At 74.3% G+C, this 26,815-nt stretch carries 19 protein-coding genes and 1 riboswitch; of the genes, 11 read left to right on the top strand and 8 right to left on the bottom strand.

The window, feature by feature from the left end; all coding sequences use genetic code 11:
- The first annotated feature begins 190 nt into the window (after positions 1 to 190).
- Entirely contained in the window at positions 191 to 673 is a 483-nt protein-coding gene (locus tag EF903_RS08965; protein WP_260615007.1) for an ATP-binding protein, read from the top strand.
- 51 nt (positions 674 to 724) lie between these two features.
- On the opposite strand, the gene EF903_RS08960 is transcribed toward EF903_RS08965, so the two are convergent.
- Together EF903_RS08960 and EF903_RS08955 are read right to left on the bottom strand one after the other, a co-directional pair.
- Positions 725 to 1,780 carry a DUF2637 domain-containing protein gene (locus EF903_RS08960; protein WP_125542631.1) on the bottom strand — a complete coding sequence of 352 codons (1,056 nt, stop codon included), beginning with the start codon at positions 1,778 to 1,780 and terminating at the stop codon, positions 725 to 727.
- Between the two features lie 247 nt (positions 1,781 to 2,027).
- Complete coding sequence (locus tag EF903_RS08955) at positions 2,028 to 2,867, bottom strand: (2Fe-2S)-binding protein (protein ID WP_125542629.1); 840 nt, start codon at positions 2,865 to 2,867, stop codon at positions 2,028 to 2,030.
- A gap of 130 nt (positions 2,868 to 2,997) precedes the next feature.
- Here EF903_RS08955 and EF903_RS08950 point away from each other — a divergent pair, with 130 nt between their 5' ends.
- The gene (locus EF903_RS08950) at positions 2,998 to 3,669 is read left to right on the top strand and encodes a GntR family transcriptional regulator (RefSeq protein WP_399420439.1); all 672 of its coding nucleotides are present in this window, start codon (positions 2,998 to 3,000) and stop codon (positions 3,667 to 3,669) included.
- Positions 3,670 to 3,832: 163 nt separating this feature from the next.
- Here EF903_RS08950 and EF903_RS08945 read toward each other — a convergent pair whose 3' ends face one another.
- The gene (locus EF903_RS08945) at positions 3,833 to 4,621 is read right to left on the bottom strand and encodes a hypothetical protein (protein WP_125542625.1); all 789 of its coding nucleotides are present in this window, start codon (positions 4,619 to 4,621) and stop codon (positions 3,833 to 3,835) included.
- Positions 4,622 to 4,787: 166 nt separating this feature from the next.
- The gene (locus EF903_RS08940; RefSeq protein WP_125542623.1) at positions 4,788 to 6,467 is read right to left on the bottom strand and encodes a PucR family transcriptional regulator ligand-binding domain-containing protein; all 1,680 of its coding nucleotides are present in this window, start codon (positions 6,465 to 6,467) and stop codon (positions 4,788 to 4,790) included.
- A 253-nt stretch (positions 6,468 to 6,720) separates the two neighbouring features.
- Here EF903_RS08940 and EF903_RS08935 point away from each other — a divergent pair, with 253 nt between their 5' ends.
- The 6 genes from EF903_RS08935 to EF903_RS08910 all read left to right on the top strand — a co-directional run bounded on the left by EF903_RS08935 (position 6,721) and on the right by EF903_RS08910 (position 15,090).
- Positions 6,721 to 7,614: a xanthine dehydrogenase family protein subunit M gene (locus tag EF903_RS08935; RefSeq protein ID WP_125542621.1), complete on the top strand. Its 894-nt coding sequence runs from the start codon at positions 6,721 to 6,723 to the stop codon at positions 7,612 to 7,614.
- A 2-nt stretch (positions 7,615 to 7,616) separates the two neighbouring features.
- Positions 7,617 to 8,225 (top strand): (2Fe-2S)-binding protein, encoded by a 609-nt coding sequence (locus EF903_RS08930; protein ID WP_125542619.1) that lies wholly within the window; start codon positions 7,617 to 7,619, stop codon positions 8,223 to 8,225.
- Positions 8,226 to 8,227: 2 nt separating this feature from the next.
- Complete coding sequence (pucD, locus tag EF903_RS08925) at positions 8,228 to 10,630, top strand: xanthine dehydrogenase subunit D (RefSeq protein WP_125542617.1); 2,403 nt, start codon at positions 8,228 to 8,230, stop codon at positions 10,628 to 10,630.
- A 374-nt stretch (positions 10,631 to 11,004) separates the two neighbouring features.
- Positions 11,005 to 12,471, top strand: a complete 1,467-nt coding sequence (locus tag EF903_RS08920) for an NCS2 family permease (protein ID WP_125542615.1) — start codon at positions 11,005 to 11,007, stop codon at positions 12,469 to 12,471.
- Between the two features lie 67 nt (positions 12,472 to 12,538).
- The gene (locus tag EF903_RS08915; RefSeq protein WP_125542613.1) at positions 12,539 to 13,708 is read left to right on the top strand and encodes an XdhC family protein; all 1,170 of its coding nucleotides are present in this window, start codon (positions 12,539 to 12,541) and stop codon (positions 13,706 to 13,708) included.
- Between the two features lie 110 nt (positions 13,709 to 13,818).
- Positions 13,819 to 15,090 (top strand): YncE family protein, encoded by a 1,272-nt coding sequence (locus EF903_RS08910; RefSeq protein WP_125542611.1) that lies wholly within the window; start codon positions 13,819 to 13,821, stop codon positions 15,088 to 15,090.
- A gap of 7 nt (positions 15,091 to 15,097) precedes the next feature.
- Here EF903_RS08910 and EF903_RS08905 read toward each other — a convergent pair whose 3' ends face one another.
- Both EF903_RS08905 and cobN read right to left on the bottom strand, forming a co-directional pair.
- Positions 15,098 to 17,314, bottom strand: a complete 2,217-nt coding sequence (locus EF903_RS08905) for a terpene synthase family protein (protein ID WP_125542610.1) — start codon at positions 17,312 to 17,314, stop codon at positions 15,098 to 15,100.
- A gap of 202 nt (positions 17,315 to 17,516) precedes the next feature.
- On the bottom strand, positions 17,517 to 21,131 hold the full coding sequence (cobN, locus tag EF903_RS08900) for a cobaltochelatase subunit CobN (RefSeq protein ID WP_125542609.1): 3,615 nt from the start codon (positions 21,129 to 21,131) through the stop codon (positions 17,517 to 17,519).
- A 53-nt stretch (positions 21,132 to 21,184) separates the two neighbouring features.
- A riboswitch (cobalamin riboswitch) is annotated at positions 21,185 to 21,269 on the bottom strand.
- A 151-nt stretch (positions 21,270 to 21,420) separates the two neighbouring features.
- Between cobN and EF903_RS08895 the strand changes: the two genes are divergently transcribed.
- The 3 genes from EF903_RS08895 to EF903_RS08885 are packed head-to-tail and all read left to right on the top strand — an operon-like array spanning position 21,421 to position 25,171.
- Positions 21,421 to 22,971, top strand: coding sequence for a cobalamin biosynthesis protein CobG (locus EF903_RS08895; RefSeq protein WP_260615006.1), 1,551 nt, complete (start codon positions 21,421 to 21,423; stop codon positions 22,969 to 22,971).
- The gene (locus tag EF903_RS08890) at positions 22,968 to 23,615 is read left to right on the top strand and encodes a precorrin-8X methylmutase (protein ID WP_125542607.1); all 648 of its coding nucleotides are present in this window, start codon (positions 22,968 to 22,970) and stop codon (positions 23,613 to 23,615) included. Before EF903_RS08895 ends, EF903_RS08890 begins: the two co-directional genes overlap by 4 nt.
- Entirely contained in the window at positions 23,612 to 25,171 is a 1,560-nt protein-coding gene (locus EF903_RS08885) for a precorrin-2 C(20)-methyltransferase (RefSeq protein ID WP_260615005.1), read from the top strand. Before EF903_RS08890 ends, EF903_RS08885 begins: the two co-directional genes overlap by 4 nt.
- 61 nt (positions 25,172 to 25,232) lie before the next feature.
- Here EF903_RS08885 and EF903_RS08880 read toward each other — a convergent pair whose 3' ends face one another.
- Entirely contained in the window at positions 25,233 to 26,021 is a 789-nt protein-coding gene (locus EF903_RS08880) for a cobalt-precorrin-6A reductase (RefSeq protein ID WP_125542606.1), read from the bottom strand.
- Positions 26,011 to 26,760, bottom strand: a complete 750-nt coding sequence (cobM, locus tag EF903_RS08875) for a precorrin-4 C(11)-methyltransferase (RefSeq protein WP_125542604.1) — start codon at positions 26,758 to 26,760, stop codon at positions 26,011 to 26,013. Before cobM ends, EF903_RS08880 begins: the two co-directional genes overlap by 11 nt.
- Positions 26,761 to 26,815 lie beyond the last annotated feature (55 nt).

Genomic DNA, 26,815 nt, shown 5'->3' with positions numbered 1-26,815 from the left:
GCGGTGACCGGAATGGTGCGGGTCGGGGGTGGCGGGCCGCTTGAAGGGACGGCCGGGAAGGGGGCTCCGGACGGCGCGAATCGGGGTCGCGGGCCGGGTCTGCGGCCGAGGCCGTAGGAGTGCGGTGGGTAGTGGAGGGAATGCATTCCGAGACCTGTTCGAGATGCAAGGGGACGCGGGGGAGGTCGCCGTGCAGGTGGGCGCTAAGGCCGGGAAGCAGTGGCGCAGGGGGCGGCCCGTGCCGCGGGAGCCGGCCGAGACGGAGGACCGTGTGGCGTCGGGCCTGCCCGTTGTGGAGGTGTCGCGGAGTCTGCGGCGCGCGGATCTCAAGGGTGTGGCCGAAGTCAGGAAGGACGTCCGGGAGCTGATGCGGCGGCGGTGTCGGGCCGAGGCCGTCGAGACTGCCGAGCTGTTGGCCACCGAGCTCGTCACCAACGCCCTCGTGCACACGGAGTGCGGGGCCGAGGTGACGGCGCGGCTCGCCGGGGGGCGGCTGCGGGTCGAGGTGGCGGACGGGGCCGCGGGGCGGCCCAGGCCGTACGCACCGGCCGCCGCCGACGGTACGCACGGCAGGGGGCTGGCGCTCGTGGAGGCGCTGGCCGCCGCCTGGGGAGTGGAGACCGGAACGGGCCGGGGCAAGGTCGTGTGGTTCGAGCTCGCCGACGTCGCCTGACGGCATGGGGGAGGGCCCGCCTGGTGGGGCGGGCCCTCGGGGCAGGAGCTGTCAGCCGAACTGCTGTTCCAGGTCCTTCAGTTTGCGTTCCAGGGAGTCGAGTCGGGGGATGGTCTGGGTGTCGTCCTCGGCGGTCAGGTCGACCGTCCGGGGGCCTGTCACCTCACTGCTCACGGCCTGCAGGGAGGGGCGTCGGGGCGGGGCGGGCAGCTGTCCGTGTTCCGCTATGGCCGGCTCCGCGCCGACCGGCGCGGAGCCCGCGGCGGAGGCGAGCCCCGCCATGTCGACCTGGCGGCCGCGGGAGCGGCCGAAGAGGGACGTGCGGTTCTGCCGGCCCAAGGCCTTCAGGCGCGCCTTGTGCAGGCGGTTCTGATCGCGCCTGCGGTGCCGGTCCGCCGCCTTCTCCCGCCGGTCCTCGCGGACCTCGTCGACGGCCTCGTCGAGCGTGCGGACGCCTTCGAGGAGCATGAGGGACCACGCACCGAAGGTCTCCCGGGGGGCCCGCAGCCAGCGGACCATGCGGATCTGCGGCAGCGGGCGCGGGATCAGGCCCTGCTCGCGCAAGGCCGCCCTGCGGGTCTGCTTCAGGGCCCGGTCGAAGAGGACCGCCGCGGACAGCGACATGCCGGCGAAGAACTGCGGGGCGCCGTCGTGGCCGATCCCGCGGGGCGCGTGCACCCAGTTGAACCAGGCCGCCGCGCCGGCGAACAGCCACACCAGCATGCGAGACCCCAGCGCGGCATCGCCGTGGCTCGCCTCGCGGACGGCGAGGACCGAGCAGAACATCGCCGCGCCGTCCAGGCCGAACGGGACCAGGTACTCCCAGCCGCCCGACAGGTTCAGGTTCTGCCGCCCGAAGCCGACCAGCCCGTGGAAGGAGAGCGCGGCCGCGACCGCCGCACAGCAGAAGAGCAGGACGTAGGAAGCGGTCCCGTAGACGGCTTCCTTGCGGCGCCGGCGCTCCTCGCTGCGCTCCCAGGAGTCCTCCGCCGCAGCCTTCTCGCCCTCGCGCTTGCCCCGGGCCAGTACCGCAACCGCCGCAAGTACGCCCAGGATCAGCAGGCTGCCGGGCAGCAGCCAGTCCAGCGATATGTCGGTCAGTCTCATGCGGATGTCCCTTGCCTTCGCTTATGCGGCCTACCGGGGCCATGGTGGCGCAGGAGATCCGCTTCGCACGCGGGTTTCGGGGCAAGTGGACGCCATCGGGGGCCGCGGCCCGCCGGATAGGGTGTTGTGGCTCGAACTGCCGTATGGACACCGGGTGTTGCGTTCGAACGGCGTCAGCCGGACGGGTGGGAATGGCGCCCGCTGTTCTGGCCGGCGGTGCGGATCGCCGTGCCGGCGGGGCGGAACGTTACGCCGCCGTGCGGGCCGCGAGGCGGGCGATGCGGTCCTCGTCGGACGTGCGGGGGCAGGTGACGCAGGTGTCCTTCGGGCGGATCGTGTAGAAGAGGCAGCAGCTCGCGCGGTCCCGCGTCGGCATGCGGGCCCCGTCCGGCGCCGTGAGCGTACGGAAGCCCGCTCCTGCGGCGTACGGAGCCGTCGAGCCGGGCAGGAGCGCCTCCAGCTCGGCGATCGCGCGGTCCTCCTCGTCCAGCATCCGGCCCACGTACCACAGGCTCGCCACGATGTCGTCCGTCGCCATGCCCCACAGGGCGCGCCGCCTGCGCCGCATGCGCGGACCGAAGGCCTCCAGCAGCGGTTCGAGGTGCTGCGCCACCGCGGCGCGCACCTCGGCCCGCAGCGCCTCGCCGTCGGGCACGACCCGGGCCCCGGGGAGGTCCGCCGCCGGATCGTCCGGCAGGCAGGCGAAGGACTCCGTGTGCACGCTCATGATGCCGCCTGCCCGGTGGTACGCGACCTGCTGCAGCCGCGGCACGCGGCGTTCCAGGAACCACGGGGCGGTGATCAGCAGGCAGGCGGGCCAGGCGTAGCGGTGCAGGCCGAACGTGGCGACCACGTCGGGCCGGGCCTCGCGGCCGTAGTCCCGCATGATCTGCGCCTTGTCCCACGCCAGGTAGGCCTCCACCGCGGGGCCGCCCGCCGCGAGCTCGTCCGCGCCGATCCACCCCACACCGCGGGGGGCGGGCTCGTGCGCGGCGCGCTCGACGACCCGGAGGCCGTCGTACGCCTCCGTCAGCCGTGCGTACGCGCCCGCCAGGGGGGAAGTGGCGGCGGGGGCGGGCGCGGACATGGCGGATCACCGATTCGGTCGGGCGAACAAAGGTAAGCCTTACCTTAACTGACGGTGGTGGGTTTGTATGCCCTTTTCCGGGCCGATCTCAACTATTCTCCCGAGAGGCCGAGACCCACAGGAGGACCGAGTGCACGAGGCGGCCCACGCAGGGGTGTCGGCGCTGATCCCGACGCAGAAGGTGCTGCGCCATTCCGTACGGGCGCAGGTGCTGGAGGCGCTGCGCAACGCCCTCGTCGACGGTGAGCTGGAGCCCGGGGGGATCTACTCCGGCCCCGCGCTGGCGGACCGTTTCGGCGTGTCCGCGACGCCGGTCCGCGAGGCGATGCAGCAGCTGGCCCTGGAAGGGGCCGTGGAGTGCCTGCCGAACCGGGGCTTCCGGGTGCTGTCGCGGACACCGCGGGCCCTGGCGGAGCTGGCCGAGGTGCGGGCGCTGCTGGAAGTGCCCGTCATGCTGCGGCTGGCGCGGACCGTCGCCCCGGAGACCTGGGCGGCCCTGCGGCCGGCGGCCGCCGCCACCGCCGACGCCGCCGCGGCCGGGGACCCGGCCCGCTACGCGGAGGCCGATCGGGACTTCCACCGGCAGGTCCTCGGCCTCGCCGGCAACGAGCAGCTCGTCCAGGTCGCGGAGGAGCTGCACCGCCGCTCCCAGTGGCCGCTGCCAGGGGCTCCGCGGGTGCGGCGCGCCGATCTCGTCGCCGACGCCGCCGAGCACGCGGCCCTGCTGGAGGCGCTGGTCGCCGGTGAGCTGGCGGCCGTGGAGACGCTGGTGCGGGAGCACTTCGCCGGGTCCGCCGCCTGAGCGGCCGCGTCGCCCCGGACCGCCGGGCAGGCCGTCCCCCTCGGGTCCCGCTGGTCCGGGCCGGGCGCCGGTGCCGTGCGCCGCACGGCGGGAGGGCTGCCCGCGTGCCCGGCCGCGCGGGCGGCCCGGCACGCGGGCGGGGCGCGGTGTCCGACCGCTCGGGTCAGGCCGGATCCGGAAGGGACGGCCTCGGGTGGAGCTGGTCCGCGAGCCAGGTCGGGATGCCGCCCAGGAGGTGGAACAGGCGGTGCGCCTCGGCGCGCAGCCGGCTGGCCTCCGGTTCCGGCTCCGCCTCCGCGAGCGCCGCCAGGGCCGGCGCCGTGCCGACGAGGAAGCCCAGCTCCTCGCGGATGCGGAGCGACTCCGCGAAGCCCTTGCGGGCCTCCGCGACCTCCCCGTCGCGCAGGGCCAGCGCGGCCAGGTGCCGCCAGGTGAACGACAGCAGCAGCGTGTCCCCGTTGGCCGCAGCCCCCGCGTGGGCGCGCCGGTAGGCGGGGCGGGCCGACTGGGGGGCGTCCGCCAGGTGCTCGGCCACCAGGCCCCGGCGGAAGTCCAGCAGCGGACGGGTGCGGGAGCCCGGGGACAGCAGGGCGGCCGCACGGCCCAGTGCCGAGCGGGCCTCGTCGGAGCGGTCGCGCACCCCGAGGACCGTGGCCGCGTACGCCAGGTGGCCGCGCTCGCAGGCCGCCGCGCCGCGCTCGTCGTCGTCCCCGGCCACCGCTTCCGCGACGCGCAGCGCGTCCTCCGCCTCCGCCCAGCCCCGGCCGGTGAACAGGCACCGCTCCACCAGCAGCGCCGTCCGCTGCACGGCGGCTCCGGCGTCCTCCTGGTGCGCGGTCAGCAGGGCCGCCGCGTCGGTCCAGCAGCCGCGCGAGCGCAGCCGCCATATCGCCCGCTGGAGGGGGTCGTCCCCCCCGGTGGTTCCGGCACCGGACATGGCGGTGTCCGCCACATTGCCCTCCCCAAAGCAACCAAGCAGCACGTCTTCGAGCCCTGGGGCGAAATGAGAGCACGGATCGGCGGGTTCGGCCAAGGGGTCGGGTGAACTCTTTCACAAAGTCCGGACACCTCGTCAGCACCGTGCATCCCACACGGAACAACCGGCTCTGTGGAACGCCTCAGCTCATGCGCAGTGCCAGGAAGAAGTCGAGCTTGTCCTCCAGGCGGGACAGGTCGCGGGACGTCAACTGCTCGATTCGCCCGACCCGGTAGCGCAGGGTGTTGACGTGCAGGTGCAGCCGCGACGCGCAGCGCGTCCACGAGCCGTCGCAGTCGAGGAACGCCTCCAGCGTCGGGATGAGCTCCGCACGGTGGCGGCGGTCGTAGTCCCGCAGCGGATCCAGCAGGCGCGCCGTGAACGCGCGGCGCACGTCGTCCGGGACGAACGGCAGCAGCAGCACGTGCGAGGCGAGCTCGTGGTGCCCGGCCGCGCAGACCCGGCCGGGACGCGCCGCGGCGACCCGCCGGGCGTGCCGGGCCTCCTCCAGCGCACCGCGCAGCCCCTCGGCGGAGTGCACGGCGGCGCTGACGCCGAGGGTGAGGCGGCCGTCGTCGGCGAGGCCCGCGCGCAGCGGCTCCCGTACGGTCGCGAGCAGCTCGTCGGCGTGCAGGGCGGCCTCCGGGGCCTTGTCCTCGCCGCCCTCCCCGGTCTGTGCGGGCAGCGGCACCAGGGCGATGGCCTCGTCGCCCGTGTGGGCGACCGCGATCCGGTCCGAGGGCTCCGGGCCGGACACGGACGGGTCGACGAGGATCTCCTCCAGCAGCGACTGCGCCACCGGCCCGCCGGGGATGTCGCCGCCCTCCCAGTCCACCCGGGCCACGACGACCTGCCAGTGCGGGGCCGCGCCGAGCCCCGGCAGCAGCACCGGGGCGGCGACGCGCAGGCGCGCGGCGATCTCGGCGGGCGGAGCGCCCGTCTGGACGAGCTCCAGCACCTCCTGGGCCAGGCGGCGGCGCACCGTGCGGGCGGCGTCGCGCCGGTCCCGCTCGACGGCGATCAGCTGGGTGACGCCCTGGAGCAGGTCGAGCCGCTCCGCCGGCCAGTCGCCCGCGTCGGCCTCGACGGCCAGCAGCCAGTCCGACAGCACGCTCTCGCGCACGTCGCGCCCGCCCGGGCCGCCCGGGGCGCGGCCCGCTCCCCTGATCGGGAAGAGCGAGTAGGCAATACCCTGGAGGGAGATCCGGTGCGGGCCCCTGCGCCCGGTGCGGACCGCCGCGAGGTGCTCGCCGGCCAGGGCCGCACAGACGCCCGGCGGCAGGGGTTCTCCCGCTCCGGCGATCTGCCGGCCCGTGGGGGACAGCACCCACGCGCGCAGATCGAGGTCGGTGGTGAGCAGATCCAGCACCACGTCCGGGCCGCCGCCCGCGGGACCGGAGGTCATCAGCCGGCGGTGGCGGTCGACGACGGCCGCGAGGTCGCCGGCGCGCTCGCCGGAGACCTGCCGCACCACGTACTCCGTGATGGTGGCGAATGCAACGTCCTCGTTCACCGCGAACAGCGGGAGCCGGTGGTGCCGGCAGGCGGCGACGAGGTCGTCCGGGATGTCGCCCAGCTCCGCCTCGCCGGCGGCGAGGCCGGCGACGCCCGCGCTCGCGAGGATTCGTACGAACGGCTCGGAGTCGGCTGAATTTCTTCGCCACGCCAGGCCCGTCAGGACGAGTTCGCCGCCGGTGAGGTACCGGCTGGGATCCCTCAGGTCCGTCGTCATGACGCCGCGGACCGTCCGGTCGAGTTCGTCCTCGCCGCCCAGCAGCCGCAGCCCCAGCGCCTCGGTTTCCAGCAGTGCGCGCAGCCGCATGGTGTCGCCGCCGATCTGTCTCGAATGTTGCCGTAGGAAATCGGGCAGGTCAGTGCATCCTGCCTTTCATACGAATCTACAAGACGAGGGAGGCCGCCAGCCAACTCCTTCATGGTTTCGGTGACTGCACCACGAGGACGCGCGGCTTGTGTACTGACTCCACACCGCGTTGACAGCACGTGAACGACCAGTCGAGGGCCCTTCGGCCTCCTGGCCCCAAGCGAACGACCCGATTACAAGAAGAGAGCCGCACATGGACTTCCTTCGCCCCGCCGGCTGGGAGGAGGCACTCGCCGCCAAGGCCGAGTACCCCACAGCCGTGCCGATTGCGGGTGGCACCGACATCATGGTCGAGATCAACTTCGACCACCGCCGTCCGGAGTACCTCCTCGACCTGAACCGCATCGCACTGCTGCGGGAGTGGGAGGTAGGCGAGGAGGTCACCAGGGTCGGCGCCTCCGTCCCGTACACGCACATCATGGAGAACCTGCGCGAGACGCTCCCCGGCCTCGCGCTCGCCTCGCACACGGTCGCCTCCCCGCAGATCCGCAACCGCGGCGGCGTCGGCGGCAACCTGGGCTGCGCCTCTCCCGCGGGCGACTCCCACCCCGCCCTCCTCGCCGCCGGCGCGGAGGTCGAGGTGGAGTCCGTCCGCGGCAGCCGCATGATCCCGATCGACGAGTTCTACACCGGCGTCAAGCGCAACGCGCTCGCCGCCGACGAGCTCATCAAGGCGATCCACGTCAAGAACGCCACCGGTCCGCAGCAGTACTCCAAGGTCGGCACCCGCAACGCGATGGTCATCGCCGTGTGCGCCTTCGGCCTCGCGCTGCACCCCGAGACCCGCACCGTGCGGACGGGCATCGGCTCGGCCGCGCCCACGCCCATCCGGGCGAAGGCCGCCGAGGAGTTCCTGAACGCCGCCCTGGAGGAGGGCGGCTTCTGGGACAACGGCAAGGTCATCACCCCGTCGATCGCCAAGCAGTTCGGTGAGCTCGCCTCCGGCGCCTGCAACCCGATCGACGACGTCCGCGGCACGGCGAAGTACCGCCGGCACGCGGTCGGCATCATGGCTCGCCGCCAGCTCGTCTGGACGTGGGAGCAGTACCGCGGCACGAACGGCCGCCCGTTTGAAGGGGCTGCGTAACCATGCGCGTCAATTTCACTGTCAACGGTCGTCCGCAGCAGGCCGACGACGTCTGGGAGGGCGAGTCCCTCCTCTACGTCCTGCGCGAGCGCCTGGGCCTGCCAGGCTCGAAGAACGCCTGCGAGCAGGGCGAGTGCGGATCCTGCACCGTACGCCTCGACGGCGTGCCCGTCTGCTCCTGTCTCGTCGCCGCCGGCCAGGTCGAGGGCCGCGACGTCGTGACCGTCGAAGGACTGGCCGACTTCGCCCGCAAGCGCGAGGAGCACGGCCACGGCGGCGCCTGCGGCAGCGGGGCCTGCGGCGGCGGCGCGGCCGACGTGTCCACGGACGAGGCGCAGCGCTGGTCCGCGAAGGGCACCGACTCGCAGACCGGCGAGGGCGTGGAGCTGTCCGGCATCCAGCAGGCGTTCATCGACGCCGGCGCCGTCCAGTGCGGCTTCTGCACCCCGGGCCTGCTCGTCCAGGCCGACGCCCTGCTGGAGCAGAACCCGGACCCGACCGACCAGGACATCCGCGAGGCCCTGTCCGGCAACCTCTGCCGCTGCACGGGCTACGAGAAGATCCTCGACGCGGTCCGCCTCGCGGCCGCCCGCCAGGGAGAGGCGGTCTGACCATGGCCCACACCCGCACCACTCCGTCCGGCACGCCGACGAACGTCTCCCAGAAGCACGCCCAGGGCGGCATCGGCGAGTCCACGCTCCGCCCCGACGGCACCCTCAAGGTCACCGGCGAGTTCGCGTACTCCTCCGACATGTGGCACGAGGACATGCTGTGGGGCCAGACCCTGCGCAGCCCCGTCGCGCACGCCGAGATCGCGGGCATCGACATCTCCGAGGCACTGGCCGTCCCGGGCGTCCACTCGGTCCTCACCTACGCGGACCTGCCGACCGAGGTGAAGAACTACGGCCTGGAGATCCAGGACACCCCGGTGCTCGCCAACGGCCGGGTACGCCACCACGGAGAGCCGGTGGCCCTCGTCGCCGCCGACCACCCCGAGACGGCCCGCCGGGCCGCCGCCAAGATCAAGGTGGACTACCGGGAGCTGCCGCTCGTCACCGACGAGGCCTCCGCCCTCGCCCCCGGCGCGCCGCTGATCCACGAGGGCCGCGACGACCACCACGCCGGGCACGTCCCGCACCCGAACATCGTGCACCGCCAGCCCATCGTCCGCGGCAACGTGGAGGAGGCCCGCAAGCGCGCCGACGTCATCGTCGAGGGCGAGTACACCTTCGGCATGCAGGACCAGGCCTTCCTCGGCCCCGAGTCCGGCCTCGCCGTACCCGGCGAGGACGGCGGCGTCGACCTGTACGTCGCCACCCAGTGGCTGCACTCCGACCTCCGGCAGATCGCCCCCGTCCTCGGCCTGCCCGAGGAGAAGGTCCGCATGACGCTGTCCGGCGTCGGCGGCGCCTTCGGCGGCCGCGAGGACATCTCCATGCAGATCCACGCCTGCCTGCTGGCCCTCGCCACGAACAAGCCGGTCAAGATGGTCTACAACCGGTTCGAGTCCTTCTTCGGCCACGTGCACCGCCACCCGGCCAAGCTGTACTACGAGCACGGCGCCACCAGGGACGGCAAGCTCACGCACATGAAGTGCCGGATCGTCCTGGACGGCGGCGCCTACGCGTCGGCCTCCCCGGCCGTCGTCGGCAACGCCTCCTCGCTGTCCGTCGGCCCGTACGTCGTCGACGACGTCGACATCGAGGCCATCGCCCTCTACACCAACAACCCGCCCTGCGGCGCCATGCGCGGCTTCGGCGCCGTCCAGGCCTGCTTCGCGTACGAGGCCCAGATGGACAGGCTGGCGGCGAAGCTGGGCATGGACCCGGTCGAGTTCCGGCAGCTCAACGCCATGGAGCAGGGCACGGTCATGCCGACCGGGCAGGTCGTGGACTCCCCGGCCCCGGTCGCCGAGCTGCTGCGCCGGGTCAAGGCCCGCCCGCTGCCGCCGGAGCGCCAGTGGGAGACCGCGGGCGAGGGCGCGGACGTCCGCGCGCTGCCCGGCGGCCTGTCGAACACCACCCACGGCGAGGGCGTCGTCCGGGGCGTCGGCTACGCGGTCGGCATCAAGAACGTCGGCTTCTCCGAGGGCTTCGACGACTATTCCACCGCCCGCGTGCGCCTGGAGGTCATCGGCGGCGAGGCCGTCGCCATGGTCCACACCGCCATGGCGGAGGTCGGCCAGGGCGGCGTCACCGTCCACGCCCAGATCGCCCGCACGGAGCTCGGCGTCACCCACGTGACGATCCACCCCGCCGACACCCGGGTCGGCTCCGCCGGCTCCACGTCCGCCTCCCGGCAGACGTACATGACCGGCGGCGCGGTGAAGAACACCTGCGAGGCCGTCCGCGAGAAGGTCCTGGAGATCGGCCGCCGGAAGAACGGCAGCTACCACCCCGCGTGGGCCACCGCCGAGCTGCTGCTGGAGGGCGGCAAGGTCGTCACCGACGGCGGCGAGGTCCTCGCGGACATCGCGGAGCTGCTGGAGGGCGAGGAGCCCATCGACCTGGAGCTGGAGTTCCGCCACCGCCCGACGGCCGCGTTCGACCTCGTCACCGGCCAGGGCGACGGCCACGTCCAGTACACCTTCGCCGCGCACCGCGCGGTGGTCGAGGTGGACACCGAGCTCGGCCTCGTCAAGGTCGTCGAGCTGGCCTGCGCCCAGGACGTCGGCAAGGCCCTCAACCCGCTGTCGGTGGTCGGCCAGATCCAGGGCGGCACGACGCAGGGCCTCGGCGTCGCGGTGATGGAGGAGATCATCGTCGACCCGAAGACCGCGAAGGTGCGCAACCCCTCCTTCACGGACTACCTGATCCCGACGATCCTCGACACCCCGAGCATCCCGGTCGACTACCTGGAGCTCGCCGACCCGAACGCGCCGTACGGCCTGCGCGGGCTCGGCGAGGCCCCCACCCTGTCGTCCACCCCGGCCGTCCTCGCGGCGATCCGGGCGGCGACCGGCCTGGAGCTCACCAAGACGCCGATCCGCCCGGAGGCCCTCACCGGCACCCTGTAGGACGGCGTCCTCCGGGGGCCGACAGGCCCCCGGACCGCGAACTCTCCGGGCGGCGCGCCGGCAGCGCCCCGCGCCCCGCCGCACCGCCCGGAGCCGACGACGTCCGGGACGCCCGCCGCACCGCTCGCGGCCCGTCCCCGGCATCACCCCCACGCGAAAACCGGCGGCACCGGCACCCCGGGGCCGTCACCGAAGGCAGTACCAGTACCGCAGAACCCCCGCAGTACCGCAGTACCCGCAGTACACGCAGTGCAATTCGCGTCGCCTCGGGCCGTCACCCCGGGTCGTGCAGCCGAACGGCATTTCCCAAATCCCGCAGAACGCCTGGCATTCCAGGTGCGGGTGCCCCTTTGAACCTTGGGAGTTTAGGCACCATGACCCAATCGTCTGTGGAGCCCAAGACCACCGCGGAAGAGGCCGGCGACGGCTCTCGCAATCCCGCCGGGCGTTCTTGGCTCGACCGGTACTTCCACATCACCCATAGAGGGTCGAGCGTCGGCAATGAGATTCGTGGCGGCGTCACGACGTTCATGGCGATGGCGTACATCCTCCTGCTCAATCCCCTGATCCTCTCCGGCAAGGACGCCGCCGGGGACACCATGAGCCAGAAGGCGCTGATCACGGCGACCGCGTTCGCCGCGGCCGTGACCACCCTCCTCATGGGCTTCGTCGGCAAGGTGCCCCTCGCGCTGGCCGCCGGCCTCTCCGTCTCCGGCGTGCTCGCCTCGCAGGTGGCCCCGCAGATGACCTGGCCGCAGGCCATGGGCATGTGCGTCATGTACGGCGTCGTGATCTGCCTCCTGGTCGTCACCGGCCTCCGCGAGATGATCATGAATGCGATCCCGCTGGCCCTCAAGCACGCGATCACCATGGGCATCGGACTCTTCGTCGCACTCATCGGCCTGGTGAAGGCCGGGTTCGTGCACGAGAACCCCGCCCCCGGCGGCGGCCCCGTCACCCTCGGCCCGGCGGGCGAGCTGGCCGGCTGGCCGGTGCTGCTCTTCTCCGTCACCCTCCTGCTCATCTTCATGCTGCAGGCCCGCAAGGTCCCCGGCGCGATCCTCATCGGCATCGGCGTCGGCACCGTCCTCGCGGTCGTCCTGAACGCGGTCGCCGACATCGACCCGAAGGCCTGGGCCAGCGGCCCGCCGGAGCTGAACGGCTCGGCGGTCTCCCTGCCGGACTTCTCGCTCTTCGGGCAGGTCGAGTTCGGCGGCTGGGGCGAGGTCGGCGCGATGACCGTCGGCATGATCGTCTTCACGCTGGTGCTGGCCGGCTTCTTCGACGCGATGGCCACCATCATCGGCGTCGGCACCGAGGCCAAGCTGGCCGACGACAAGGGCCGCATGCCGGGCCTGTCGAAGGCCCTCTTCATCGACGGCGCCGGCGGCGCCATCGGCGGCGTCGCCGGCGGCAGCGGCCAGACCGTGTTCGTCGAGTCCGCCACCGGCGTCGGCGAGGGCGCCCGCACGGGCCTGGCGTCGGTCGTCACCGGCCTGTTCTTCGCCCTGTGCATCTTCTTCACCCCGATCACGCAGATCGTCCCCGGCGAGGTCGCCTCGGCCGCGCTCGTCGTGATCGGCGCCATGATGATGCAGAACGCCCGGCACGTGGACTGGGCGGACGCCGCCACCGCCGTGCCGGTCTTCCTCACCGTCGTGATCATGCCGTTCACGTACACGATCACGGCCGGCGTCGCCGCCGGTGTCATCTCCCACGTCGCCATCAAGGTCGCGCAGGGCAAGGCCCGCGAGATCGGCGCGTTCATGTGGGCGCTCACCGCGATCTTCGTGGTGTTCTTCGCGCTCGACCCGATCGAGGGCTGGCTCGGCGTCCACTGACGCGGGGCCCCGGCCCCGACCCTCCACGCATCCGATACTGGAACCGAACCCCCTCCAGGAGGCCCCCATGCTGGACATCGCCGAAGAGCTGAACCGGTGGGTCGGGCAAGGGCGCGACTTCGCCGTGGCCACCGTCGTGGCGGTCACCGGCAGTGCGCCCCGGCAGCCCGGGGCGGCCCTCGCCGTCGACTCGGCGGGGACAGCCGTCGGCTCGGTCTCCGGCGGATGCGTGGAGGGCGCGGTGTACGACCTGTGCGTGCAGGCGCTCCAGGACGGCGAGACCGTCCTGGAGCGCTTCGGATACAGCGACGACGACGCGTTCGCCGTGGGCCTGACCTGCGGCGGGATCATCGACGTCCTCGTCACCCCGGTCCGCGCCGGCGCCCCCGGGCGCCACGTCTACGAGGCCGCGCTGGCCGCCGCCGCCCGCGGCGAGGCCGCCGCCGTCGCCCGCATCGCCGAGGGGCCGCAGGAACTGAGGGGCGGCGCCGTGCTCGTCCGCGGCGAGGACGGCGAGGACGGCGAGGACCGCTTCCTGGGCGGCTTCGGCGGCCACCCCGAACTGGACCGCATGGTCGCCGAGGAGGCCCGCGCCCTGCTCGACGCAGGGAAGACCGGCGTCCTGGAGGTCGGCGCGGACGGCCGGCTGTGCGGCGAGCCGCTCAAGGTGCTCGTCGAGTCCAGCGTCCCGCCCCCGCGGATGATCGTCTTCGGGGCCATCGACTTCGCGTCCGCCCTCGTGCGGATCGGCAAGTTCCTCGGCTACCACGTGACGCTGTGCGACGCGCGGCCCGTCTTCGCGACGAAGCAGCGCTTCCCCGAGGCCGACGAGATCGTCGTCGACTGGCCCCACCGCTACCTGGAGGGCACGGAGACCGACGGCCGGACGGTGCTGTGCGTCCTCACCCACGACGCCAAGTTCGACGTGCCCCTGCTGCGCCTCGCCCTGCGCCTGCCCGTCGCCTACGTCGGCGCCATGGGCTCCCGCAAGACCCACGAGGACCGCAACCGGCGGCTGCGCGACGTCGGCGTCACCGAGCTCGAACTGGCCCGCCTGCGCTCCCCGATCGGCCTGGACCTCGGCGCCCGCTCCCCGGAGGAGACCGCCCTGTCCATCGCCGCCGAGATCGTCGCCAACCGGCGGGGCGGCTCCGGGGCCGCGCTGACCGGCGCGCACATCCCCATCCACCCGGACACCTCGACCACCGCGGCCCGGCGCATCGGCTCCGTGGCCTGACGGGCGGGCCCGTACGGAAAAAGAGGGCGCGTCGTGAGGCTTGCGCCCTGCTGGGCTCCCCCCTATTTTTACCGGCCGGTAACAGCGCCTTTCCGCCTGGGAGTTGAGCGATGCCCCGGACCGCCCGCACCGCCCGTACGCCTGTCCGCACGCTCCTCGCCGGCGGCGTGCTCGCCGCCGCGGCCCTCGCGGCGGCCGCCGCACCCGCACCCGCCGCACCCGCCGGCCCCGACGCGGCCGGGCTGCGCGAGGTGCTCTTCGTCGGCAACAACTGGGAGGGCACCGCCGACGTCCTCGCCTCCACCGGCGGCATGGAGCACATCGGCCGCATCAACGTCGTCCCCGACAAGGAGGAGCGCCTCCGGGAGATCCACCTCAACCCGGTGAAGCTCGCCTTCTTCCTCGGAATCCGGCACAGCGCCGGCGAGGGCCACGACCAGCTCGTCGACGACATGTACACCACCCCCGACGGCTCCGCCGTGGTCGTCTCCCGCCCGAGCTTCGCCGACGTCGTCTCCCTCGACCTGCGCACCGGCCGCGTCAACTGGCGCTTCCCCGTCTCCGGATACCGCTCCGACCACATGGCCGTCTCGCCCGACGGCACCCGGGTCGCGGTGTCCGCGTCCACCTCGAACACCGTCCACGTCCTCGACATCGCGACCGGCCGCCAGGTCGGCTCGTTCGCCACCGGCGACAAGCCGCACGAGAACACCTTCTCCCGCGACGGCCGGCTGATCTGGAACGCCTCCATCGGCGAGGTCAACACCGCCCTGGACGCGCCCTGGCTCGACTGGACCAAGGGCGACCGGAAGTTCACCGTCGTGGACGCGCAGACCTTCCGCACCGTCCGCACCGTCGACATGCGCGAACGCCTCGACGCCGCCGGCCGCTCCGACCTGTCCGACTCCATCCGGCCGAACGCCTTCACCCCGGACGAGTCGATGCTGTACTTCCAGGTGTCCTTCTTCAACGGCTTCGCCGAGTACGACGTCGCCGCCGACCGCATCACCCGCGTCAAGACCCTCCCGGCGAACCCCAAGACCCCCGCCGACCGCACGGCCTGGGTCAACGACTCCCGCCACCACGGCATGGCGATGAGCCCCGACGGCGCGAAGCTGTGCATCGCCGGCACCATGGACGACTACGCCACCGTCGTGGACCGCGCCACCCTCGCCGAGGGGCCGCTCGTCCCCGCCGACAAGCCCTACTGGGCGACCGTCAGCGGCGACGGCACAGCCTGCGTCATCTCCGAGAGCGGCTCCGACCGCGTCACCGCCATCGACTTCGCCACCGGCGAGAAGCGGGCCTCCGTCCCCGTCGGCGACCACCCGCAGCGCGTCCGCCTCGGCCGGGTCCCGGCCAACTGGACCGGGACCCGGTAACCGCGGCTCAGGACGGCAGGGAGATCCGAGCCGCCGCCATCCCGAACCCGGGGTCCGCCAGCAGCGCCCGCAGCCCGGCGGGCCCCGGCCGCAGCTCCTCGTCCCGGTAGCGGCGCACACTGCGGTGCCAGTGCAGGATCGCCGCCATCCAGTCCTCCAGCTCCCGCACGTACGCGGCGAGCGCCGCCCGCTCCGCGGCCCCCAGCCCCCGGTCGTCGCACAGCACCGGCAGCTGGTGGTCGCGGACGTGCTCGAACTCCCGGGTGCGCTGCGCCAGCAAGTCGGCGACGATCGCGGCCGCCTGCGGGTAGTCGATCCCGAAGAAGTGCTGCGCGACGAGGACATGGTTGTGCACCTCGCCCTCGAACTCGATCTCCTTGCGGTACGAGAACAGGTCGTTCACCAGGCATCCGACGTCGGCGGCGGCGCTCTCCAGCGAGCGGACCGCTCCCTCGCGGCGCAGCTCCTCCGGGAAGGCGCCGTCGCCGTGGCCGAGCCGGGCCAGGAACATCGTCAGGTCCGAGCCGAAGGTGAAGCGGCGCATCTCCGCGTAGTCCACCGGATCGGGCACCCGGTTCACGGACGTGTTGGCGATCTCCCACACCCAGGAGTCCAGCATCACCACCACATGGCGGCGGAACTCCGCGCGCGCCCCCTCGTCCAGGCCGGCCGCGGTCCGCGCCCACAGGTCCGCGAGGCCGCGCTCCAGCGCGGTGACCGGCGCCGGGCCCCCTCCCGGCTCCTGCGGCATCATCGCGGCGAGCCGGTCGGCCGCGGCCCGCGCGCCGCCGGTGTCCCGCGCCGCGCCGAACACCCGCGGGTAGTAGTCGTCCCCGTACGTGCCCCAGGCCAGCCACTGCGCGCCCAGCGACAGCGCCTCCGGCGAGGCGTCCGGGTCGATGCCCGCCGCGCACAGCGCCAGGTCCATCCCGTCCAGGGTGTCGTCGGTCCAGACGTCCGAGCCGGGGTCGCCGGGCTGCGGGTCGAGCATCCCCATGCGCCGGCACCACGCGGCCAGTTCGCGGCGCGCCCGGTCCAGGTGCGGGTTGAGGGACAGTGCGAAGGGAAGGTCGATGTCCGGCAGGATCCGCCGGCCCACCTTCCGGAACGGCACGTGCGAGAACCGGCGCCGGCGCAGCTCCAGCGCGCGGGGCGTGAGGACCGAGCGCCAGTCCAGGGCCGCCGTCCCGAGGCCGCCGGGCAGGAACGGCAGGGTGCGCGGGGCGGAGCGCCGCGCCTCCTCGTTCATGTACCGGCTGGAGGCCATGTGCCACTCGTGGCCGCCGGACTGCCAGTCCTGCAATCCCTTCGCGTACGCCAGGACGGCCGCGGCCTCGTCCGGGCCGAGCCCGTGCCGGGCGGCGAGCGCGGGCACCTCCACGAGGGCCGTGTAGTCGAACTGCTCCAGCCGGGACGTCAGCAGGTCGTTCGCCAGGTCGGCGGCCTCCTGGGTGGTGCAGCCCAGGAACGTCTCCAACACCAGGACCGCGTTGGAGAGTTCGCCCTCCTCCTCCACCTCGCGCCGGTACGAGAAGATGTCGTTGCGGATGTGCACCGCATCCGAGAAGGCGTCCCGCAGCACCTGGAGCGGCCGCGCGTGCGCCACCCGCGCCGGGACCTCCGCCGCCACGTACTCGACGAGCCCCGCCGACCAGGGCGCCCCGCCGACCTTGCGGCGCATCTCGATGTACTCCAGCGGGTTCGCGACCCGCCCCATGCCGATGTTGTGCAGCTCCCACATCGACTCGTTCAGCAGGTTCCGGGTCGACTCGGAGAACCGTTCCCTCCAGTCCGCGGACATCGCCGGGACCGTGCGCTGCCACAGGTCCTTCAGGCCCGCCTCGACGGGATTGGCCGGCGCGGGGAAACCGTCCGCGAGGTCCATCGGCATGAACGCCGCCAGGCCGTCGAGGTACGTCCGCGCGCCCTCGCGGTCCCCGGTGCGCTTGTACAGCTCCAGGAAATGGTCGTCGAAGAAGAACACCCACACGTACCAGTCGGTGACCAGCTCCAGCGCATCGGCACCGCAGTCGGGGTGGGTGTAGGCGCACAGCAGCGCGTAGTCGTGCGCGTCGAGGTCCTCCTGCGTCCAGACGCCGGAGCCCTCCAGCATCCCGAAGCTGCGGGCCCAGCGCCGGGTGTGCTCCCGGGCGGCCTCCAGGTGCGGGTTGAGTCTCGCCGGATACGGCACATGGAAATCCGGCAGGCGGAACGGCTGGGTCACGACGGAGGATGCCTTTCGGTCCGGGGCTGCGGAGGGCCGTACCCGTCCCCGGACACCGTCCCCCCGCACGGGATCGGCAGTGCCCTACCCGCGCCCCGGCCGCCCCAAGTGCCGCTTCACCGCATCAGGTGAAGCGGCACCGTCCACCGCACGCCGCCGCCCTGCGGACGCTAGAGGCGGTGCGGAGGCGTGCGGGCCGGCGTCAGTCGCCGTCGGACTCCAGGTTGCCCTCCGTGTCCAGGTACACCTGTCGGAGCGCCTCCAGGACCTGCGGGTCCGGCTTCTCCCACATGCCGCGGGACTCCGCCTCCAGAAGCCGCTCGGCGATGCCGTGCAGCGCCCAGGGGTTGGCCTCCTCCAGGAACGCGCGGTTCTCCGGGTCCAGGACGTACGTCTCGGTCAGCTTGTCGTACATCCAGTCCGCGACCACGCCCGTCGTGGCGTCGTACCCGAACAGGTAGTCCACCGTCGCCGCCAGCTCGAAGGCGCCCTTGTAGCCGTGGCGGCGCATCGCCTCGATCCACCGCGGATTGACCACGCGGGCACGGAAGACGCGGCTCGTCTCCTCCACCAGGGTGCGGGTCTTGACCGTCTCCGGGCGGGTCGAGTCGCCGATGTACGCCTCCGGCGCCGTGCCGCGCAGCGCGCGGACCGTCGCCACCATGCCGCCGTGGTACTGGAAGTAGTCGTCCGAGTCGGCGATGTCGTGCTCGCGCGTGTCGGTGTTCTTCGCGGCCACCGTGATCCGCTTGTACGCGGACTCCATCTCGGCGCGCGCCGGGCGGCCCTCCAGGCCGCGGCCGTACGCGTAGCCGCCCCACACCGTGTACACCTCCGCCAGGTCGGCGTCGGTGCGCCAGTCCCGGGAGTCGATCAGCTGGAGGATGCCCGCCCCGTAGGTGCCCGGCCGGGAGCCGAAGATGCGGGTCGTGGCGCGCCGCTCGTCGCCGTGCTCGGCCAGGTCGGCCTGCGCGTGGGCCCGTACGAAGTTCTGCTCCGCCGGCTCGTCGAGCGCGGCCACGAGCCGTACCGCGTCGTCGAGGAGGCCGATGACGTGCGGGAAGGCGTCCCGGAAGAAGCCGGAGATGCGCAGCGTGACGTCGATGCGGGGCCGGCCCAGCTCGGCGGGCGGGATCGCCTCCAGCGACGTCACCCGGCGCGAGGCCTCGTCCCACACCGGGCGCACGCCGAGGAGGGCCAGCGCCTCGGCGACGTCGTCGCCGGCGGTGCGCATGGCGCTCGTGCCCCACAGGGACAGGCCCACCGACGCCGGCCACTCGCCGTTGTCGGTGCGGTAGCGCTCCAGCAGCGACTCGGCCAGCGCCTGGCCGGTCTCCCAGGCCAGTCGGGAGGGGACGGCCTTCGGGTCGACGGAGTAGAAGTTGCGGCCGGTCGGCAGCACGTTGACCAGGCCGCGCAGCGGCGAGCCGGACGGGCCGGCCGGGACGAACCGGCCGTCGAGCGCGGCCACCACGTGCGCGATCTCGTCGGTGGTGCCGGCCAGGCGGGGGACGACCTCGCGGGCCGCGAAGTCCAGCACCGCCGCGACCTGCTGCGGGTGCCCGGCGGCGACCCGCGACACGGCGGCCGGGTCCCAGCCGGCGTCCTCCATCGCCTGCACCAGCCCGCGCGCCGCCTCCTCCGCCGCGTCGGCGGAGGTGCGGGTCGCCTTGGACTCGTCCAGACCGAGGGCCTCGCGCAGCCCGGGCAGGGCGGTGGTGCCGCCCCAGATCTGGCGGGCGCGCAGGATCGCCAGGACCAGGTTGACGCGGGCCTCCCCGGCGGGGGCGCCGCCGAGGACGTGCAGGCCGTCGCGGATCTGCGCGTCCTTCACCTCGCACAGCCAGCCGTCGACGTGCAGGAGGAAGTCGTCGAAGCCGTCGTCGTCCGGGCGCTCCTCCAGGCCCAGGTCGTGGTCGAGCTTCGCGGCCTGGATCAGGGTCCAGATCTGCGCGCGGATCGCCGGCAGCTTCGCCGGGTCCATCGCGGAGATCTGCGCGTACTCGTCGAGGTGCTGCTCCAGGCGTGCGATGTCGCCGTACGACTCGGCGCGCGCCATCGGCGGCACCAGGTGGTCGACGAGGGTGGCGTGCACGCGCCGCTTGGCCTGGGTGCCCTCGCCCGGGTCGTTGACGAGGAACGGGTAGACGAGCGGCAGGTCGCCGAGCGCCGCGTCGGGTGCGCAGGCCGCGGACAGGCCCGCGTTCTTGCCGGGCAGCCACTCCAGGTTGCCGTGCTTGCCGAGGTGGATCATCGCGTCGGCGCCGAAGCCGCCGTCCTCGGCGGCGGCCTGGATCCACCGGTACGCCGCCAGGTAGTGGTGCGACGGCGGCAGGTCCGGGTCGTGGTAGATCGCGATCGGGTTCTCGCCGAAGCCGCGCGGCGGCTGGATCAGGATCAGCAGGTTCCCGCGGCGCAGCGCCGCCAGGACGATGTCGCCCTCGGGGTTGGCCGAGCGGTCGACGAACATGCTGCCGGGTGCCTCGCCCCAGTGCTCCTCGACCCGCTCGCGCAGCTCGGCCGGCAGCTCGGCGTACCAGCGCTTGTAGTCGGCGGCGGGGATGCGGACCGGGTTGCGGGCGAGCTGCTCCTCCGTCAGCCAGTCCTGGTCGTGGCCGCCGGCCTCGATCAGGGCCCGGATCAGCTCGTCGCCGTCGCCGGAGACAAGGCCCGGGATGTCCTCGGCCGGCCCGAAGTCGTAGCCGCCGTCGATGAGGGCGCGCAGCAGCTCGACGGCGCTCGCCGGGGTGTCGAGGCCCACGGCGTTGCCGATCCGGGAGTGCTTCGTCGGGTACGCCGACAGCACCAGCGCGATCCTCTTGTCGGCGCGGGCGATGTGCCGCAGCCGGGCGTGCCGCACGGCGATCCCGGCGACGCGCGCGGCCCGTTCGGGGTCGGCGACGTAGGCGGGCAGCCCGTCCGCGTCGAACTCCTTGAAGGAGAACGGCACGGTGATCAGGCGGCCGTCGAACTCGGGGACGGCGACCTGCGTCGCGGCGTCCAGCGGGGACAGGCCCTCGTCGTTCTCCTCCCAGGCGCTGCGCGACCCGGTCAGGCACAGCGCCTGCAGGACGGGCACGCCGAGGCGGGCGAGCGCGCCGGCGTCCCAGGACTCGTCGTCCCCGCCGGCGGAGGCGGTCGCCGGGCGGGTGCCGCCCGCGGCGAGGACGGTCGTGACGACCGCGTCGGCGCCCTCCAGCGCGGCCAGCAGCTCGGGCTCGGGCGTGCGCAGGGAGGACACGTACAGCGGCATGGGCGAGCCGCCCGCCGCGGTGATCCCGTCGCACAGGGCGTGCACGAAGGCGGTGTTGCCGCTCATCTGGTGGGCGCGGTAGTACAGCACGGCGATCCGCGGGCCGTCCGCCGCGTCCGCGGCGTCCGGGCGCTCCAGCGGGCCCCACGTCGGCGCGGCGGCCGGCGGCTCGAAGCCGTGGCCGGTCAGCAGCACCGTGTCGGACAGGAAGCGGGCCAGCTGCTCCAGGTTGGCCGGTCCGCCGTGCGCGAGGTACGCGTGCGCCTCGGCCGCGATGCCGATCGGGACGGTCGAGGCCTCCATCAGCTGCGCGTCGGGGGCCTGTTCGCCGGTCAGGACGACCACCGGGCGGGTCTGCTCGCGGTCCAGGAGCACCTCCAGGCCGTCCTCCCAGGCGCGCAGCCCGCCGAGGAGGCGTACGACGACCAGGTCGGCGCCGTCGAGGAGGCCGGGCAGGTCGTCCAGGGGAAGGCGGGAGGGGTTCGCGAACCGGTAGGGGACGGGGCCCCCGGCGGCGCGGGCGCTGAGCAGATCGGTGTCGGACGTCGACAGCAGCAGGATCATGCGGCGGCAGGCCTTCCTCGGGGTTTCCGCGCCCCGGGCAGTGAGGACGGCGGGAGTTCCTGGCTCACCCGGCGCCGAGCGGCTGCTCTGCCGGGCTCACAGTGGCGGGACCGCGCCGGAATCACACCGGGCTTCCTCCCATGTCGCCGTCCTCGGCGATGAGCGGGCCGTGTGGCACGCCGAAGGTCATCTTAGGTGGCGCCGACCCCGCCCGGGAGTCGGGGAGGGTGGCGTCGGCCACAGCTCACGGGAGCATGGGGGGAGCGCATCGGTGGGTATGCTCGCCGCCATGCCCCAGCCCCCTTCCGCCGTATCGCGGGACGAACCGGTCATACGTGACCGCGGTGACGCCTGCCCTGGTGCACTGCGGCTCCACGCCGCCGACGACGGGTTCCTGGCCCGGATCCGGATACCCGGCGGCATCCTCGGCGCGGACGCGGCCCGGCTGCTCGCCGACGCGGCGGACCGGCTCGGCGACGGGCACATCGACCTCACCTCGCGCGGCAACGCCCAACTCCGCGGCCTCGCAGCGTCCTGCGGCGGCGAGCTCGCCGCCGTCCTGGACCGGGCCGGGCTGCTGCCGGCGCCCGGGCACGAGCGGGTCCGCAACGTCGTCGCCTCCCCGCTGACCGGCCTGGACGGGCGGGGGCGGGCGGACGTCGCACCGTGGGTCGCCCGCCTGGACCGGGAGCTGTGCGCGGAGCCGGCCGCGGCCGCGCTGTCGGGGCGGTTCCTGTTCGCCGTCGACGACGGGCGGGGCGACGTGCTGTCGCTGTCCGCCGACGTCAACGTCCTGGCGCAGGGCGGCGGACGGGCGCTGCTGTGGCTCTGCACCGGCGACGGGGCCCCGGGCATCCCGGGTACGGCGGGTGCGGGCGGTGCGGGGTCGGCGGTCGCCGCGACCGCGGGCGGTGCGGGTCCGCTCGACCTCGCGGGTGCGATCGGCGCGGCCGCCGGCGCGGGTTCGGGGGCAGGCGCCGCCGGGGACGGCGCGAGCGCGGCCGGCAACGGCCCGGCGAGCGCGGACTCCGGTGGCCCGCGGGCCGTGCTCGTGGCCGCGGATGACGTACCGCGCGCCGCGGTGGCCGCCGCGCTGTGCTTCCTCGACGCGGCCCGCGCCGCCGGCACCCGCGCCTGGCGGGTCGCCGAGCTGCCGCCCGAACACCGCCCCCGAGCGGCCGACTTGGCGGCACGGCTCGCCGCCGCCGGGATCCCGGCCGAGGTGGTTCCGCTCGCCGCCCCGCAGGGTTCCGGCGGGCCCGAGCCCCTGCCCGGCGTCGTGCGCGGAGGCCCCGGCGGAACGGCCGCGCTGTCCGTCCTCGCCCCCCTCGGCCGTCTCGACACCGCCCAGTGGCGGCTGCTGGCCGGGCTGTCGGGCGGCATGCGGCTCACGCCCTGGCGGGGCGTCGTCGTCCCCGGGCTGGCCGCCGGCGCCGCGGATTCCGCCCTCGCAGGCCTTGCCCGCGCCGGCCTCGCCACGGCCCCGGAGAGCCCCTGGCGGTCCGTCACGGCCTGTACCGGGCGCCCCGGTTGCGCCAAGGCGCTCGCCGATGTGCGGGCCGACGCGCGCGCCGTCGCCGCGCGGGCGACCGGCCCGCTCCCCGTGCACTGGTCGGGCTGCGAGCGCCGCTGCGGCCACCCCCGCGGCACCGCTTGGGTCGACCTCGTCGCCACCGGCGACGGGTACGCCGTCACCCTCGCCGCAGCCGGAACCGCCGGCCCCGCGCACCGCACCGTGAAGACTTCCGACCTGGCCGCGGTCCTCGCGGACGCACGCCGCACCGACGTACGCCGCACCGACGCGTGCCGCCCCACCTCCCACGACGCAGCGAAGAAATGAGCGAGTACACAGTGTTCGAGTACGAGAAGGACGGGGCGGAGATCTACCGCCAGTCCTTTGCCACGATCCGCGCCGAGGCGGACCTCTCCGGACTGCCCGCCTCCGTCGCGCAGGTCGCGGTGCGCATGATCCACGCCTGCGGAATGACCGACCTGCCCGCCGACCTCGGCTACACCCCGGACGTCGTGCTCCGTGCCCGGGCCGCCCTGCACGCGGGCGCGCCCATCCTCTGCGACGTGCAGATGGTCGCCAGCGGCGTCACCCGCAAGCGGCTCCCCGCCGACAACCAGGTCGTCTGCACCCTCTCCGACCCGGCCGTCCCCGAACTCGCCGCCCGCATGGGCACCACCCGCAGCGCCGCCGCCCTGGAGGTGTGGCGCGACCGCGGCCTGCTGGAGGGCTCCGTCATCGCCGTCGGCAACGCCCCGACCGCCCTGTTCCGGCTGCTGGAGATGATCGAGGAGGGCGCCCCGCGCCCGGCCGCCGTCATCGGCGTGCCCGTCGGCTTCATCGGTGCCGCCGAGTCCAAGGACGCCCTCGCCGCGCACCCCTCGAACCTCGACCACCTCGTCGTCCGCGGCCGGCGCGGCGGCAGCGCCCTCGCGGCCGCCGCCCTCAACGCGATCGCGAGCGAGGAAGAATGAGCACGACCGCAGCAACCCCCGCAGCCGCCCAGACCACCGCGGCCGCGGCCGCCGAGAGCGCCGCACCCCCGGCCAAGGGCCGCCTCTACGGTGTCGGCCTCGGCCCCGGCGACCCGTCCCTGATGACGCTGCGCGCCGTCGAGGCCATCGGCGAGGCCGACGTCGTCGCCTACCACAGCGCCCGCCACGGCCGCTCCATCGCCCGCTCCATCGCGGCCCGCCACCTGCGCGCCGACCACATCGAGGAGCCGCTGGTCTACCCGGTCACCACCGAGACCACCGACCACCCGGGCGGCTACCAGGGCGCGATGGAGGAGTTCTACGAGGCCTCGGCCGCCCGCCTGGCCGCCCACCTGGACGCCGGCCGCACCGTCGCCGTCCTCGCCGAGGGAGACCCGCTCTTCTACGGCTCCTACATGCACATGCACAAGCGGCTCGCCGACCGGTACGAGGCCGAGGTGATCCCCGGCGTGACCTCGGTCAGCGCCGCCGCCGCCCGCCTCGGCACCCCGCTCGTCGAGGGCGAGGAGGTCCTGACGATCCTCCCCGGCACCCTCCCCGAGGAGGAGCTCGCCGCTCGGCTCGCCGCCACGGACTCCGCGGTCGTCATGAAGCTGGGCCGCACCTTCCCCGCCGTGCGCCGCGCCCTGGAGACGAGCGGACGCCTCGGCGAGGCCCGCTACGTGGAGCGGGCCACCATGGAGGGCGAGCGGACCGGGCTGCTCGCCGACACAGACCCGGAGACCGTCCCGTACTTCTCCGTCGCGGTCGTCCCCAGCCGCGTCGGCAACCCCGGCAGCGTCCCCTCCGGCCCGGGCGAGGTCGCCGTCGTCGGCACCGGGCCCGCCGGACCGCTGTGGCTGACCCCCGAGACGCGGCGGGCGCTGTCCGACGCCGAGGTCCTCGTCGGCTACACCACCTACCTCGACCGGGTCCCCGCCCGCCCGGGCCAGATCCGGCACGGCTCCGACAACAAGGTCGAGGCGGAGCGCGCCGAGTTCGCGCTCGACCTCGCCCGCCGCGGCAAGCGCGTCGCCGTGGTCTCCGGCGGCGACCCGGGCGTCTTCGCCATGGCCACCGCCGTCCTGGAGGCCGCCGCGCAGGACGCGTACAAGGACGTGCCCGTACGGGTCCTGCCCGGCGTCACCGCCGCCAACGCGGCCGCCGCCGCGGCCGGCGCCCCGCTCGGCCACGACTACGCCACCGTCTCCCTGTCCGACCGGCTCAAGCCGTGGGAGGTGATCGCGGAACGGCTGCGCGCGGCCGCCGCCGCGGACCTCGTGCTCGCCCTGTACAACCCGGGCTCGCGCAGCCGGACCTGGCAGGTCGCCAAGGCCCGCGACCTGCTGCTGGAGCTGCGCTCCCCGAAGACACCGGTGGTCGTCGCCCGCGACGTGGGCGGCCCGGAGCAGTCCGTCCGCGTCCTGACGCTGGAGACGCTGGAGCCGTCCGAGGTCGACATGCGGACCATTCTGCTGATCGGCTCCTCGCAGACGCAGGTCACGGAGCGGCCCGACGGGACCTCCGTCGCCTGGACGCCCCGCCGCTATCCCTGACGGGCGGCGGCAGCCGCGGCAGGGCCCGCGCCACGACGGCGCCGGGCGCTGCCGCGGCGGCTCAGGGCCGGCCTGCCGGGCCGTGCAGCCACTGTGCGGCGGCAGCCGCCGTACCGGCCTCCGGCACCCCGGCCGGCACCGGCGGGCGGCGCACCACCAGCACCGGGACGCCCGCCTCGCGGGCGGCGGCCAGCTTCGGGGCGGTCGCCGAGCCGCCGCTGTCCTTGGTGACGAGCAGGTCTATGCGGTGCCGGGCCAGGAGCGCGCGCTCGGCCTCCAGGCCGAACGGCCCGCGCGCCAGCAGGACTTCGAGGCGCGGCGGCGCGGGCGGTGCCGGCGGGTCCACGGAGCGCACCAGGAACCACGGGTCCGCGAGGTGCGCGAAGGCATGCAGACCGGTCCGGCCGGTGGTCAGGAACACCCTGCTGCCGAGACCCGGCAGGAGGGACGCCGCCTCCGCGAGGTCGGCGGCGAACGTCCAGTCGTCCCCCGGTCCGGGCGACCAGCCGGGGCGGCGCAGCGCCAGCAGCGGGACACCCGCCATCCGGGCCGCGCCCGCCGCGTTGAAGCTCATCCGCTCCGCGAACGGGTGGGTGGCGTCGACGAGGCGGGTGACGCCGTGCGCGGCGATCCACGCGGCGAGCCCCTCCGGCCCGCCGAACCCGCCGATCCGCACCCCGCCCGGCGGCAGCACCGGCGCGGCCACGCGGCCGGCCAGGGACGTCGTCACCCGCCACGGGCGGGCCGCGAAGGCCGGCGGGCCCTGCGCGAGGAGCTCGGCCAGGCGCCGGGCCTCGGTGGTGCCGCCCAGAATCAGGACGTGCGGCGCGGCTGCGCCCTCAGCAGACATGCCGGTCGCGCTCGGGCGAGTACAGGTGGCTGTCGCGGAACTGCTCCGCGCCCAGCGTGCGGCCCACGATGATGACGGAGGTGCGGACCAGGCCCGCCTCCTTGACCTGCCCGGCGATGTCGGCCAGCGTGCCGCGCAGGACCAGCTCGTCGGGGCGGCTGGCCATCGCCACCACCGCGGCCGGGCACTCGGCCCCGTAGTGCGGCAGCAGCTCCTCCACGACCCGGTCGACGTAACGGGTCGCCAGGTGCAGCACCAGCAGCGCCCCGCTGCGGCCCAGCGTGGCCAGGTCCTCGCCCGGCGGCATCGGCGTGGCCTGCTGGGCGATCCGGGTCAGGATCACCGTCTGGCCGACCGTCGGAACCGTCAGCTCCCGCTTCAGCGCGGCCGCCGCCGCCGCGAACGCCGGCACGCCGGGCACGACCTCGTACGGGATCCCCGCCGCGTCGAGCCGCCGCATCTGCTCGGCCACCGCGCTGAACACCGACGGGTCGCCGGAGTGGAGCCGCGCCACGTCCTGGCCGGCCTCGTGGGCCCGCACGCACTCGGCGATGATCTCGTCCAGGTTCAGGCGCGAGGTGTCCACCAGGCGGGCGCCGGCCGGGCACTCGGCGAGCAGCTCGCGCGGGACGAGGCTGCCGGCGTAGAGGCAGACCGGGGCCGCGGCCAGCGTCCGGGCCCCGCGCACCGTGATCAGGTCGGCGGCACCGGGGCCCGCCCCGATGAAGTACACGGTCATGACTGCTGGTCCTTGTCGTCGGAGGAGGAGGACGGGGAAGGGGAAGGGGAAGAGG

The organism is Streptomyces sp. WAC05292, assembly GCF_003949955.1.
Taxonomy (GTDB): Bacteria; Actinomycetota; Actinomycetes; order Streptomycetales; family Streptomycetaceae; genus Streptomyces; species Streptomyces globosus.
Note: the sequence above shows the minus strand (reverse complement) of the source record. Positions and strands in the feature narration are given on the sequence as shown.

Excerpts from the sequence above, each read along its gene's own strand:
- EF903_RS08960 (WP_125542631.1), bottom strand. The coding sequence starts at position 1,780 with ATGAGACTGACCGACATATCGCTGGACTGGCTGCTGCCCGGCAGCCTG.
- EF903_RS08955 (WP_125542629.1), bottom strand. The coding sequence starts at position 2,867 with ATGTCCGCGCCCGCCCCCGCCGCCACTTCCCCCCTGGCGGGCGCGTAC.
- EF903_RS08940 (WP_125542623.1), bottom strand. The coding sequence starts at position 6,467 with ATGCGGCTGCGCGCACTGCTGGAAACCGAGGCGCTGGGGCTGCGGCTG.
- EF903_RS08935 (WP_125542621.1), top strand. The coding sequence starts at position 6,721 with ATGGACTTCCTTCGCCCCGCCGGCTGGGAGGAGGCACTCGCCGCCAAG.
- EF903_RS08930 (WP_125542619.1), top strand. The coding sequence starts at position 7,617 with ATGCGCGTCAATTTCACTGTCAACGGTCGTCCGCAGCAGGCCGACGAC.
- pucD (WP_125542617.1), top strand. The coding sequence starts at position 8,228 with ATGGCCCACACCCGCACCACTCCGTCCGGCACGCCGACGAACGTCTCC.
- EF903_RS08920 (WP_125542615.1), top strand. The coding sequence starts at position 11,005 with ATGACCCAATCGTCTGTGGAGCCCAAGACCACCGCGGAAGAGGCCGGC.
- EF903_RS08915 (WP_125542613.1), top strand. The coding sequence starts at position 12,539 with ATGCTGGACATCGCCGAAGAGCTGAACCGGTGGGTCGGGCAAGGGCGC.
- EF903_RS08910 (WP_125542611.1), top strand. The coding sequence starts at position 13,819 with ATGCCCCGGACCGCCCGCACCGCCCGTACGCCTGTCCGCACGCTCCTC.
- cobN (WP_125542609.1), bottom strand. The coding sequence starts at position 21,131 with ATGATCCTGCTGCTGTCGACGTCCGACACCGATCTGCTCAGCGCCCGC.
- EF903_RS08895 (WP_260615006.1), top strand. The coding sequence starts at position 21,421 with ATGCCCCAGCCCCCTTCCGCCGTATCGCGGGACGAACCGGTCATACGT.
- EF903_RS08890 (WP_125542607.1), top strand. The coding sequence starts at position 22,968 with ATGAGCGAGTACACAGTGTTCGAGTACGAGAAGGACGGGGCGGAGATC.
- EF903_RS08885 (WP_260615005.1), top strand. The coding sequence starts at position 23,612 with ATGAGCACGACCGCAGCAACCCCCGCAGCCGCCCAGACCACCGCGGCC.
- EF903_RS08880 (WP_125542606.1), bottom strand. The coding sequence starts at position 26,021 with ATGTCTGCTGAGGGCGCAGCCGCGCCGCACGTCCTGATTCTGGGCGGC.
- cobM (WP_125542604.1), bottom strand. The coding sequence starts at position 26,760 with ATGACCGTGTACTTCATCGGGGCGGGCCCCGGTGCCGCCGACCTGATC.